The sequence below is a fragment of the Sphaerisporangium sp. NPDC051011 genome, from assembly GCF_040653595.1.
Taxonomy (GTDB): domain Bacteria; phylum Actinomycetota; class Actinomycetes; order Streptosporangiales; family Streptosporangiaceae; genus Sphaerisporangium.
The window spans coordinates 557,516-569,814 of the sequence record NZ_JBFAGG010000001.1 but is presented as its reverse complement, the minus strand read 5'-3'; the positions used below and the strand labels follow the sequence as shown (position 1 = coordinate 569,814).

Here is a 12,299-nt window from a genome sequence, read left to right as displayed (position 1 = left end):
CCTGCCTGTCTCAGGCGCGGGCGCGGAAGGCGCGCAGGGACAGGGGGATGAAGACCAGGGCGATGCCGAGGGCCCAGATGAGCGAGATCGTCGCGTGGGTCGCCACCGGGCCGCCGCTGAGCAGGCCGCGCACGGCGTCCGCCAGGTGGGTGACCGGGTTCACGTCCACCCACTTCTGCAGCCACTCGGGCAGCGTCTTGGTGGGGACGAACGCGTTCGAGGTGAACGTCAGCGGCATCATCACCGAGAACGCTATGATCTGCACCTTCTCCGGCTCGGACGCGACCAGGCCGATCAGGACCGACAGCCAGGACATCGCCAGGGCGAAGCCGATCAGCAGCGCCAGCGCCCCGACCACGCCCAGCACGCCCGTCTGCACCCGGAACCCCAGGATGGCGCCGAGGCCGAGGAACAACGCGAACGCCCAGATCTGCTTCAAGGTGTCGGCGACGATGCGGCCCGCCAGCGGCGCCGACCGCGCGATGGGCAGGCTGCGCAGACGGTCGAACACGCCCTTGGTGATGTCGGTGCTGAGCCCGATGGCGGTGGTCAGCGTGGCGAACAGCATGTTCTGCACGACCAGGCCGGGCAGCGAGAACTGCAGGTAGTCGCTGGTGGACCCGGAGATCGCGCCGCCGAAGACATAGGTGAACAGCAACAGGAACATGATGGGCTGGACCGACAGGTCGAGCAGCTCCATCGGGTTGTGCTTGATCTGCACCAGGCTGCGCCAGGCGAGCGTCATGGTGTGGCGCAGCCCGGCGGCCGGGCCGATGCGGCCGGGGACGGCCGCGCGGGGGGCGGTTCCGGTCAGGGAGGTCACGCCGGCACCTCTTCCTTCTGCTTCGTCGGGGCCTCCCGTGCGGAGGTCTGGTCTTCGGCGCGGTGGCCGGTGAGGGCGAGGAACACCTCGTCGAGGCTGGACTTGCGCAGGCTGAGCTCGGCGGCGACGACCCCGAGATCGTCCAGCCGGCGCACGACGGCGGGCACCACCGTCGGGTCCTTGATGTTGACGGTCGCCTCGCCGCCGGTGAGGTCGGGCCGCTCGCCGATCAGGTCGGCGATGACCTCGGCCACGAGGGGCAGGTGGTGGGCGGCCGTGGGACGGACCTGCAGGACCTGCGCGCCGGTGGTGGCCTTCAGCTCGTCGGACGTGCCCGAGGCGATGACCCGGCCGTGGTCGAACACCACGATGTCGTCGGCGAGTTCGTCGGCCTCCTGGAGGTACTGGGTGGTGAGCAGCACCGTGACGCCGTCGGCCATGAGGCCGCGCACGACCTCCCACAGGTCGGTGCGGCTGCGCGGGTCGAGGCCCGTGGTCGGCTCGTCCAGGAACAGCACCGTGGGATGCCCGACGAGGCTGGCCGCGAGGTCGAGACGGCGGCGCATGCCACCGGAGAACGTCTTGGCCGCGCGGCCCCCGGCGTCGGTCAGCGCGAAGCGCTCCAGCAGTTCGGCCGCCCGCCGCCTGGCCGCGGCGCGGGAGAGCCCGAGCAGCCGCCCGATCATCACGAGGTTCTCGACGCCGGTCAGCGTCTCGTCCACCGCGGCGTACTGCCCGGTGAGGCCGATCAGGGAGCGCACCTTGTGCGGCTCTTTGGCGACGTCGAAACCACCCACGACGGCGCGGCCGGAGTCGGCGCGCAGCAGGGTGGCGAGAATGCGCACAGCGGTGGTCTTGCCCGCGCCGTTCGGGCCGAGCACCCCGAGCAGCCGGCCCTCGGGGATGGCGAGGTCGACGCCGTCGAGCGCGCGCGTCTCGCCATATCGCTTCATCAGACCTTCGGCCTGGACCGCATATCGCATCGCATGAACTCCTTGGTCAAGGGGGTATCCATCACGCACGGCTCGCGGCCCGGGGTGACTGACTCGAAGTCTGCTGCACGGCACTGACATTTTTCTGAGCCGCGGGCCCGCACCCGCCCCGGCGGCTGACAGATCGCTGACAGATTCCACCAGCGGCGCCCGGACCAGACGGAACCGGATGGACCGGGATGGATACGGCGGCGGCCCCCAGTCCGCGGTGATCTAGCTAGGCTGGTGCCGTGACTCCTCCCCTGCGTGACCCCGCGCACCGCGTCTCGCGCCGCGCGATCACCCTGTGGGTCCTGCAGGCACTGGTCGGTTTCGTGGTGCTGGTCGGCCTGTCGTCCCTGGCGGCGAGCTGGATCGCCGGTTCGGGCCGCCGGTTCCTGCCCGACTGGCTCACCGGCCACATCTGGTGGGTCCCGGTGGCGCTCGCCGTCGTGGAGCTGCCGTTCATCGTCATCGAGCCGCTGTGGCGCTACGCGGTCCACCGCTGGGAGCTGTCCGAGGACGTCGTGTACGCCCGTTCGGGCTGGTTCAGCAGGAAGTGGGTCTTCGTCCCCGTCAGCCGCATCCAGACCGTCGACAAGGAGCAGGGCTGGTTCGAGCGCATGCTCGGCCTGGCCACCCTGGAGATCCGCACGGCGTCGCACGCGGGCTCCTCCTCGATCGAGGGCCTGGACGTCACGGTCGCCGCCCGCCTCGCCGAGGACCTCGCGCACCGCGCCCACCAGCTCAGGGACGACGCGACATGACCGAGGCCCCCGGCCACCCGCCCATCCCGACGCCTCCGCCCGGGGACGGCGCGCTGTGGGTCCCTCCCGCCCGTCTCAGCCCTCTCGTGCTGCTCATCGACCCCGTGCGCATGCTGCCGTCGCTGTTCTTCCCGCTGGTGGGGGTCCTGTTCATCGGCGGTTTCTCGCCCTCCTCGTTCTTCTGGGCCGTCCTCGCGGTCGTGGGCTCGGTCGGCTACGCGGCCGTGCGCTGGGCCACCTTCACCTACCGGGTGGCGGGCGACCGGCTGGAGCTCACCCGCTCGCTGGTGAGCCGCTCGGTGAAGACCATCCCCCTCGACCGCGTCCGCGGCGTGGACGTCACCACGCCGCCCCTGCACCGCCTGTTCCGCCTCGCCGTCATGCACATCGACACCGGGGCGACCGGCGGCGGCAAGCAGGAGGGCGAGCTGGACGGCGTGCCGCTGCCCGAGGCCGAGCGCCTGCGCGAGATCCTCCTGCGGCGCAGCCGGGGTGCCGAACCCGGCGCCGCCGCGGCCGGGGTGACGCCCGCGGGTCCGCCCGCCCAGGTGGAGGAACGGGTCTACGTGCGCGTGCCCTGGCCGTGGCTGCTGTACGGTCCGCTGTCCGGGGCGTACCTGTTCGCGCCGTTCGTCCTGGTCGGTGGCGCGGCCGGTCTGATCATCCAGTGGGGGAGGGAGCTCGGGTTCGGCGACGACCTGCCGATCGCGATCGGCACATGGTTGTGGGAGCGGTCGCTCCTGCTGATCCTGATCGCCATCACGCTGGTCCTGGCCATGCCCGTCGCCGGCGGCGTCATGTACGCGGTCTTCAACTGGAACTTCACCCTCCGCCGCCGCGACGCCTCCCTGGTGGCCGAGCGAGGGCTGATCACGCGGCGCAGCGTGGCCCTCGAACACGCCAGGATCCGCGGGTACGAGATCGCCGACGGCCTGCTGGAACGCCGGGCCGACGTCGTGCGGCTCTGGGCGATCGTCACCGGCCTCGGCGACTCGCGGACCAGAGGCCAGTTGCTGCCGGTCACGCCGCGGACGTTCGCCACGAAGGTCGCGGCCGACGCGATCGGCCCGTTCGAGGCGAGGCTGCGGCCCCATCCTGCGGCGGCGCGGCGCAGGAGGTTGTTCCGCGCGGTCGCGCCGGGCGTGGTGCTCGCGGTCGCGGCGTTCGCGTTCGGGTGGGTGTGGGCCGGTCTGGTCGCCCTGGCCGCCGCGGCGCTGGGCGTGGCCCTCGGGCTCGACCGCTACCGGTCGCTCGGCCACGGGTACGACGGCGCCCGGTTGTCGGTGCGGTCGGGGTCGCTGCCGCGCTCGCAGGCGGTGGTCGAGCGGCGCGCGGTGGTGGGCTGGACGGTGCACCAGACGTGGTTCCAGCGGCGCGCGTCCGTGCTGACCGTCGTGGCGGGCGTCGGCGCGGGCAGCGGCGGCTACCCGGCCATCGACACGGGCGAGGAACAGGGCCTCCGCTTCGCCGCCGAGGTCACCCCCGAGTGGATCACCCCCTTCCTGAAGCCTCAGTGAGACTCCGGCCGCGTTTCGTGCGGGGGCCGGGGCACGTGCCGCGCGCACGGGATCGCCCGGGTGGCGGGTGGCGGCGGGCCGTTCAGACGGTCGGGGTCGTGGTCGAAGAGGACGGGCTTCGTGCTGGTACGGGTGGGCGGTGGGGGGGGACGCCGGGCCGGCCGGGGGAGTGGCCGGCCTTCGTCAGTCCTGGCGGCGGGCGCCGAACATGATCTCGTCCCACGTCGGGACCGACGCGCGGCGTCCCCGCCCGCCCTTGCGGGCCGGACGCGGGTTCGGCCTCGGCGCCTGCTGGGGCTCCGGCTTGGTGTCCTTCGTCTCGGCGCCCGGCTGCTCGGACTTGTCCGGTTCGACGGACGCGGCCGGACGGTTCGCCTTGTCCCCGCTGGTTCGGGCGGCGGGTACGGCCACCGCGGCCTCCTCGGCCTCGGACTTCTTCGCCGCAGCCTTCCTGGCCGGGCTCGCGGACGGGGCCGGCCGCGCCACGGGCTTCGCGGCCGCCGGGTAGGGCCGGGGGACCGGACGCCGGGGAGTGGGCGGCATGGGGACGGCCGCGACCTGAGGCTCCGGCTCGCCTGCCGAAGACCCGCCCGCGAGCGCGTCGTCCTCCGCGTCACGCCCTTCGGAGGCGAGGCGGTCGGCGTCGGCCCGCGCCGGAGAGGCGGCGGGCACGTCCACATGGGCCGGAGAGGCCGCCGCGACGTGCTCGCTCGGGGCTGCCAAGACCTGCTCGGCCGAGCTGGAGTCGGCCGCGACGAGGCGTTCCGGCTGGTCCGGGGCGGCAGCCGGGCGATCATGCCGCACCGGGGAGGCGGCGGCCGGGAGCTCCGGCTGGTCCGAGTCCGCGGCCGGGGGTTCGGCCCGCTCCGAAGAATCGACCGGGCGTTCCACCTGGTCCGAGACGTAGGCGAGGCGTTCCGCCTGCTCCGAGTCCGCGGCCGGGCGTTCGGCCCGCTCCGAAGAGCCGACCGGGCGTTCCACCTGGTCCGGGGAGCCCACTGGACGCTCCGCCGGGGTCGAGGCGGCCGCCGCGGGCCGCTCGGCCGGGGTCGGGGAAGGCGCTTCGCGGTGGCTCGGCACGCCCTGAGACTCGGCGTGGTCGTCCGCGCGCACCTCCGCTGCCCGCGCGGCGACGTGGTCCGTGACGGAGCGGTCCGCGGGCCGCTCGGGCGACGCGGTCTCTTCGGACGTCGCCGCCGCGTGCCCGGCGTGGGTCCGCGGCGCGGCGCCGGCGGGCGACGGCTCGGCGGCGCGCGCGGCCGGTGCCTCGGCGGCGGCCGGCGTCTCGGACTGGGCCATGGAGGCCCGCACGGCCCGGGCGACCGCCTCGGGCGTCGGAGCCTCGGCACGGCCGGGGTCCGCGGCCGTCGCATCCACGGGCGAGGCCGCGGACCCCGCCGAAGCGGAACCGGTGGCCTGAGTGGCATGAGCGGCCTGAACCGAAGCAGGACCGGCGGCCTGGGTGGCGTCGGAGGCGTGAATCCGTGCGGAACCGGCGGCCTGGTCAGGCTCGGCGGAGCCGGGAGCCGAGGTGTGCGGGGCGGCAGGGGACGCCGCCTCGGCGGGGCCGCCGGCCTGCGAGCGGAGCTCCAGGACGTCCCGGGTGCCGGTCGCGAGGCGCTCACGCTCGCTTTCCCGCGAGTCGGGCGTGAAGACCTCCCTACGCCCGTCCCGGGACTCGCTTTCCCGTGAGTCCGGCGCGGAGACCTCGCTCCGCCCGTCCCGGGACTCGGCGTGCGCCGCGGGCTGTACCGGGCGCAGCGGCGTCGGCTCCCGCAGGAGGCCGGAAGGCTCGGGCCGAGACTCGGCCTCCGCGTCGCGCGGGCCGGAGTGCGCGGCTCGCGGACCGGTGGGCTCGTCGTGGTACGCGGACGCCTCCTGCCGGAACGCGGGCCGGTCCTGGAAGGACGCGCGCTCCTCGAGGTACGACGCCGCCTCGGACGCGCGGGCGCGCTCGCGGGACGGCCCCGGCTCGTCGCGGTACCCGGCAGTGGCCTCGCGGTACGCGGGCGGCTCCTCACGGGGGCCGGACGGCTGCTCGTGGAGGCGCGCGGAGTCCTGCCGGAGGCCGTGCCGCTCGTCGCGGTGGACGCGCGCCTCGTCATCGGGAGCGCTCGTCCCCTCCCGGAACGGGGAGGGCTCGCGGAAGCCCGGCGGCTCCTGGCGGAACGGGGCCCGCTCGTCGTGGTAGGCCCGCGCGTCGTCGCCGGCGGCGCCGGTCTGCTCCCGGAACGGCGAGGGCTCGCGGTAGGCGGGCGCCTCCGCGGGTGCGGACGGCACGGTGGGGACCGGGGTGAGCTTGGGCGTCAGCCGGGGCACGAACGGCGTTACCGTGGCCTCCTCGGCCTGCTCGACGAACTCCGTGGCGGACAGGCGCATGGCCTCGTCGTCGTACGGGGTGACGTGACGGCGGCGGATGTCGAACAGCCACTCGGCGTTCCGGGTGTGACCGTTCCAGACGAACCCGAGCTTGATGCGCCACAGGCCGTCGTCGCGCTTGCAGGAGTCCCAGTCGATCTCGTCGGCGGGGACGCCGCGGCGGCTGAGCCGTTCGGTGACGAGCTCGCCGAGGGTGGGCCCCGGAGTGGACTCGCCGGGCAGGCGCACGGCGACACGCTGCGCCTGCTGCGCGGTGTATTCGCGTTCCTGCAGGACGGGTCCCTCGAACCAGCGGACACGCTCCACCGGGATTCCCGCGGTGGCGGCGATCTCCTCCGCGGTCTCCCCCGCACGGATGCGGGCCTGGATCTCCTTGGGGCGCAACGGACTCTCCACTTCGATCTCGTACTGGCCGAGACGGGAGAAGTTGCCGCGGACCGCCGCTCGGAGCCGTTCGTCGACGGGAAGCGTGAATCGTGTGCCCCGGCCGGCCGTAGCCAGCACGAGGTAGGTGCCGTCCTCGCTTACCGCGACGAGTCGGAGCTCCTGCATGCGAGTCCCTTCATCGTCGTGCTCATCTTCCCCCGGACCCTTGAGTCTCTCGCGTGAGCCCGTTGCCTTCCAGCACCGTACCCGGCATGTCCGAACATCGCCTTGGTCAGAGGCTTGGGTAGTGGTCAGGGGCTGGCAATTATGTCGCTTTCACCCTATCCAGCGGCTGCTCGATATGCAGCAAACGGGTTAGGCGTCCTTCCGGATTCTCGCGAATCGCGGGGGCCGCCGCCCTCCAGTTCACCCAAGAGACACCAGAAATGCCGCGAAGGCAGGGAGGGCCCGAAGCGGACGAGGGGCCGCGCGGGGGTCAGCCCAGCACCACGTCCAGGTAGTCGTTGGAGAACAGCCGCGCCGGGTCCAGCGCGTCGCGCAGCGCCACGAAGTCCCCGAAGCGGGGATAGACGGTGGAGAGGTACGCGGCGTCCCGGGTGTGCAGCTTGCCCCAGTGCGGGCGCCCGGACAGCCGGACCATGATCTCCTCCACCGCCGCGAAGTAGCCGGGGTTGGGGGTGGGCCGGTAGACGTGGCAGGCGATGTAGGCGGAGTCGCGGCCGTAGGCGGTGGACAGCCAGGCGTCGCTCGGCGGGGTCACCCGCACCTCGACGGGGAAGGTGATCCGCCAGTCGCTCAGATCGACCAGGTCGCGCAGCTCCCGCAGCGCCTGGCCCAGGCGCTCGCGGGGGACGGCGTACTCCATCTCCAGGAACCGCACGGTACGCACGCTGGTGAACACCTTGTACGCCGTGTCGGTGCGTTCGGACGCGCCGAGGGCCGCCGCGGAGACGGCGTTCAGCCGGGGGATCGCGCCGGGAAGGCGCGCGCCGGTCGCGCACAGGGCGCCGAAGAGGGTGTTCTCCAGGAAGACGTCGTCCAGCCACCGCCGCAGGGCCCCCGGCGGCGCGGCCGGGCCCGGCGACCGGTTGTTGCGTTTGACGAGGCAGGTGTCGGTGTGCGGCAGCCAGAAGAAGTCCAGGTGCTCGTTGGCGGAGGTCAGCTCGTCGAGGGAGTGGAGGATCTCGCCGAGGGCCATCGGCCGGCGGACGCCGTGCAGCAGGAACGCCGGTTCGACCCGGAAGGTGACGGCGGTGAGGATGCCCAGCGCCCCGAGCCCGACCCTCGCCGCGTCGAACAGGTCGCGCTCCGTGCCCTTCGAGTCCTCCGAGACCGTGGTGATCGAGCCGTCGGCGAGGACGATCTCCAGTTCCGTCACCTGGTCGGCGAGGCCGCCGACGTCCCGTCCGGTCCCGTGTGTGCCGGTCTGGATGGCCCCCGCCGCGGTCTGCTCGGTGATGTCGCCCATGTTGGCGAGGGCGAGCCCGTGCCGGTCGAGCTCCTCGTTCAGCACGCGCAGCGGCGTGCCCGCGGCCACCCGGACGCGGCCGTCGCCCACGGCGAGCACCCCGGTGAGGGCGTCCGGCCGCAGGAGGATGCCGTCGGTGAGGGCCGTGCCGGTGAAGGAGTGCCCGGTGCCGGTCATGCGCACCCGCGTCCCGCGCGCGGCCGCGTCCCGCACGGCCGCGGCGATCTCCTCGGCGGACGCGGGGACGCGGACCTCGGCGGGCGTCGCGGACTGGTTGCCCGCCCAGTTCCGGAAGACGGCTTTCATGCATGAGCACGATAATCAGGACGCGGCTGGATGACCAGGTTCATGAGCCAGGCTCATGTGTCGTGGCGGATGGCCTCGCCCCGGGTGACCGGATCAGGCGGTCGTTTGAGCCTCGGTGGCGCCGATCTCCGGGGTGCGGAGCAGTGTGTTGCCGCCGATGCCGATCGCGACCGCCAGCAGCGCGCAGCCGTAGGAGAACGCGTAGGCGTTGGACGGGCCGAAGACGTCGGTCAGGCGGCCCGCGGCCCAGGCGCCGACCGCCACGCCGGAGCCGACGGCCGTGGAGATCCACGACATGCCCTCGGTGAGCAGGTGGGCGGGGACGAGCCGTTCGACCAGCGCGTAACCGGTGATGATGGTCGGCGAGATCGCGAACCCGGCGAAGAAGAGGACGACGGCCATGATCCGCATGTCGCCGACGAGCAGGATGGGGGTCAGCCCGACCGCGAACACGGCCAGGGCCCGGACGAACCGCTGTCGCAGCGTGATCTTCCAGTCGCGGAAGCCGAACCACAGGCCCGACACCATGCTGCCGCTCGCGAACACCCCGAGCAGCAGCCCGGACGCCGCCTTGGTGCCGTGCTCCTCGGCGAACGCCACCGTGATCAGGTCGATCGAGCCGAAGACCGACCCCATGGCGAGGAACACGCACGACAGCAGCGCGACCCCCGGGATCGTGATCGGGCTGCCGGACCGCTCCTCGGCAGGGCGCACCGGAGGCTCGGTGCCGCGCTGGAGCGCGAAGGCGATGGTGCCGGTGACCGTGCAGACGAGCGCGAGGACGAGCCCGGCGTACAGGTTGACCATGGTGGTCAGGCCGGTCACGAGCGCGGGGCCGGCGACGAAGACGACCTCGTCGGCCACGGACTCGAACGAGAACGCCGTGTGGAGCCGCGCCGAGCGGCCGAGCAGGTGGGACCAGCGGGCCCGCACCATCGAGCCCAGCGAGGTCGCCGCGCCGCCGACGACGACGCCGGAGGCGAAGAGCGTCCACAGGGGAGCGCCGTACTCGGCGAGGAGCATCATCGCCACCAGCGCGGCGCCGTGCAGAAGCACGAACGGGACGAGTACTCTGGCCTGGCCGAACCTGTCCACGAGCCGCCCCGACAGCGGGGCGGCGACCGCGTAGGAGATGGAGACGGTCGCCGAGATCGCGCCGGCGGTCGCGTAGGAGCCGGTGAGCGCCGAGATGAGCAGCACGATGCCGATTCCGAGCATCGACATCGGCATCCGCCCGATGAATCCGGTGATGACGAACCCTTTGGCCCCGGGCGTGCTGAACAGCCCTCGATACGGCCCGACCACGATCTCGCCCCTTTCGCGCGCCCCGGGCACGCGTCGATCCATCCGACGTAAACACTCGCGCACGGCCCCGCGAGGCGGCAAGTGAATTTCGGGCAACGTACACGAATCAGGATTCGCCAGGTTAACGTGGGTCAAGTGTCGCATCGTCCTCGGCTCACGCCCGTGGGTGCCGTCGTGGTGGGGCTCTCCGTTCTGATCGTCACCGGCGTGACGGCCGGTGGAGCGTTCCTGGCCACCCGTGACGACCCCTCCGCCGACCGGCCCCGTGCCCCGCGTACGTCCCTGGCCGACGTCCGGGATCTGACCGCACCCATCGCCCCGCCCAAGGCGCGGGCCGAGCCCACGTCGTTCACGAGCCCCGCCGCCTCGCCCGCGGGCGCCTCGGCGCCCCTGACCGCGCCCCGGCTGATCGCCATCGCGCGCGGCGCGGTGAGCCCGGAGTCGCTGGCCCGGATCGCCGCGTCGAAGGACGTGAGGAAGGTCACGCTCGCCGACGCCGGGGCGATCCGCTTCTCCACCGCGACCCTGAACCTCCTCGCCGTGGACCCGGCCGAGTACCGCACCTGGGCGCCCAAGGCGGTCGCGGAAGAGCCGGAGGTGTGGAACGCGCTCGCGCGGGGGGAGTTCGTCGCCGAGTCCAAGACGGCCGCGCAGTACCTGCTGAGGCTCGGCGGCGAGTACGAGGCCGGAGGCGGGTCGCGGCTGCGGGTCGCCGCGTCGGCGCCGTTCGGCCTGCCCGGCGTGGACGGCCTGGTCGCCAAGGAGACCGGCCGCGTCCTCGGGCTGCGGCCGGGCGTCGCCGTGCTGGTGAACACCTCCGCGGGCAAGGAGGCCGCCGTCGGTGCGCGGGTCAAGAAGCTGCTCGGCCCGGACGCGCAGATCGTGCCGATCGGCCGCGCGGCACGCCCCACCCCGGCCCCGGCCGCGCCCACGTCCCGGCCGCTCGTCGCGGCGGCCAAGCCCGGCTCCTACCTCGTCGGGCGGCCCGGGAGCTACCTGGACCTGTACAAGCTCGCCGCCGCGCAGGTCTGCCCCGGCCTGTCCTGGACCGTCCTCGCCGCGATCGGCCAGGTCGAGAGCGGGCACGGCCGCAACAACGGCCCGTCCTCGGCCGGGGCCCTCGGGCCCATGCAGTTCATGCCCGCCACATGGAAGGCGTACGGGGTGGACGGCGACGGGGACGGCAAGTCCGACATCTGGAGCCCCTACGACGCGGTGCCGTCGGCGGCGCGCTACCTGTGCGCCAACGGCGCGGGCCTCGGCGGCGCCAAGCTGCGCTCGGCCGTGTACCGCTACAACCACTCATGGGACTACGTGGACAAGGTGCTGCGCATCGCGGACGCCTACGCCCACGCCTACTCCTGAGCGGGCCTCGCGGTGGGCCGGCGCGGCGCCGGGCAGCACGTGGCGGCGCAGGGGAGCGGCTCCGGCTCCTCCAGCAGCTCGGCCACCATCGACACGAACCGCGGGTGGGTGCCCGCCGTCGCCGCCCGCGTCATGGGCAGGCCCAGCTCGCGCGCCTTGGCGACGGCCTCGGTGTCGAGGTCGTAGACGACCTCCATGTGGTCGGACACGAAGCCGATCGGCACCAGGACCACGGCCTCGGTGCCGGACGCGGCGAGCGTCTCCAGGTGGTCGCAGACGTCCGGCTCCAGCCACGGCACGTGGGGCGGCCCGCTGCGGCTCTGCCACACAAGATCCCACGGCCGGTCGCCGGCGACCAGGGACGCGGCGGCGCGGAGCTGCGCTTCGTAGGCCCCGCCGGACGGACCCGACGACTCGGCCATCGACACCGGGATGCTGTGGGCGGTGAACACCAGGCGGGCGTGGTCGCGGTGCTCGGCGGGGAGCCGGTCGAGCGCGTCGCGGGTGTGGTCGGACATCGCCGCGATGAAACCGGGGTGGTCGTAGTAGTGACGCAGCTTGACGATCTCGGGGGCGCCCGGCACCTCGGCGCGCGCCCGCGCGATGTCGTCCAGGTACTGGCGGCAGCTCGAGTAGGAGCTGTAGGCGGCGGTGACGAACGCCGCCGCGCGCCGGACGCCGTCGGCGGCCATCTTGCGCAGGGTGTCCGCCAGGAAGGGGTGCCAGTTGCGGTTGCCCCAGTAGATCGGCAGGTCGACCAGCGGCCGCACGGCCTCGATGAGGTCGCGGCACTGCTGGTTGATCGGGCTGACCCCGCCGAAGCCCTGGTAGTGGGCCTCGACCTCCACGAGCCGCTCCCGCGGCACCCCACGGCCGCGCACGACGTTCTCGAGGAACGGCATGACGTCCTCGGGCTTCTCGGGCCCGCCGAAGGAGACGACCAGCAGCGCGTCGTAACGTCCCATGAGTCCATCCAACCGCATCCGGGGGCGTGCGGAAGCTATGGGACGG

General features: G+C 73.3%; 9 protein-coding genes. 3 read left to right on the top strand and 6 right to left on the bottom strand.

Features of this window, described 5'->3' with window-relative positions; genetic code table 11:
• Positions 1 to 10: 10 nt before the first annotated feature.
• Together AB0H21_RS02525 and AB0H21_RS02520 are read right to left on the bottom strand one after the other, a co-directional pair.
• Positions 11 to 823 carry an ABC transporter permease gene (locus AB0H21_RS02525; RefSeq protein WP_358510454.1) on the bottom strand — a complete coding sequence of 271 codons (813 nt, stop codon included), beginning with the start codon at positions 821 to 823 and terminating at the stop codon, positions 11 to 13.
• Positions 820 to 1,806, bottom strand: coding sequence for an ATP-binding cassette domain-containing protein (locus AB0H21_RS02520; protein WP_358510451.1), 987 nt, complete (start codon positions 1,804 to 1,806; stop codon positions 820 to 822). The genes AB0H21_RS02525 and AB0H21_RS02520 overlap by 4 nt, the downstream gene beginning before the upstream one ends.
• A 239-nt stretch (positions 1,807 to 2,045) precedes the next feature.
• On the opposite strand from AB0H21_RS02520, the gene AB0H21_RS02515 reads away from it, so the two are divergent.
• Complete coding sequence (locus AB0H21_RS02515) at positions 2,046 to 2,561, top strand: PH domain-containing protein (RefSeq protein WP_358510448.1); 516 nt, start codon at positions 2,046 to 2,048, stop codon at positions 2,559 to 2,561.
• Entirely contained in the window at positions 2,558 to 4,078 is a 1,521-nt protein-coding gene (locus AB0H21_RS02510) for a PH domain-containing protein (protein ID WP_358510446.1), read from the top strand. Before AB0H21_RS02515 ends, AB0H21_RS02510 begins: the two co-directional genes overlap by 4 nt.
• Before the next feature lie 183 nt (positions 4,079 to 4,261).
• On the opposite strand, the gene sepH is transcribed toward AB0H21_RS02510, so the two are convergent.
• The 3 genes from sepH to AB0H21_RS02495 all read right to left on the bottom strand — a co-directional run bounded on the left by sepH (position 4,262) and on the right by AB0H21_RS02495 (position 9,953).
• The gene (gene sepH, locus AB0H21_RS02505) at positions 4,262 to 7,009 is read right to left on the bottom strand and encodes a septation protein SepH (RefSeq protein WP_358510443.1); all 2,748 of its coding nucleotides are present in this window, start codon (positions 7,007 to 7,009) and stop codon (positions 4,262 to 4,264) included.
• Between the two features lie 310 nt (positions 7,010 to 7,319).
• Positions 7,320 to 8,618, bottom strand: a complete 1,299-nt coding sequence (locus AB0H21_RS02500) for a D-arabinono-1,4-lactone oxidase (protein WP_358510440.1) — start codon at positions 8,616 to 8,618, stop codon at positions 7,320 to 7,322.
• A gap of 93 nt (positions 8,619 to 8,711) precedes the next feature.
• Positions 8,712 to 9,953, bottom strand: a complete 1,242-nt coding sequence (locus AB0H21_RS02495) for an MFS transporter (protein WP_358510437.1) — start codon at positions 9,951 to 9,953, stop codon at positions 8,712 to 8,714.
• Between the two features lie 105 nt (positions 9,954 to 10,058).
• Here AB0H21_RS02495 and AB0H21_RS02490 point away from each other — a divergent pair, with 105 nt between their 5' ends.
• Complete coding sequence (locus tag AB0H21_RS02490; RefSeq protein ID WP_358510434.1) at positions 10,059 to 11,288, top strand: lytic transglycosylase domain-containing protein; 1,230 nt, start codon at positions 10,059 to 10,061, stop codon at positions 11,286 to 11,288.
• Here AB0H21_RS02490 and AB0H21_RS02485 read toward each other — a convergent pair.
• On the bottom strand, positions 11,279 to 12,253 hold the full coding sequence (locus tag AB0H21_RS02485; RefSeq protein WP_358510431.1) for a ferrochelatase: 975 nt from the start codon (positions 12,251 to 12,253) through the stop codon (positions 11,279 to 11,281). The genes AB0H21_RS02490 and AB0H21_RS02485 overlap by 10 nt on opposite strands.
• Positions 12,254 to 12,299: the final 46 nt, after the last annotated feature.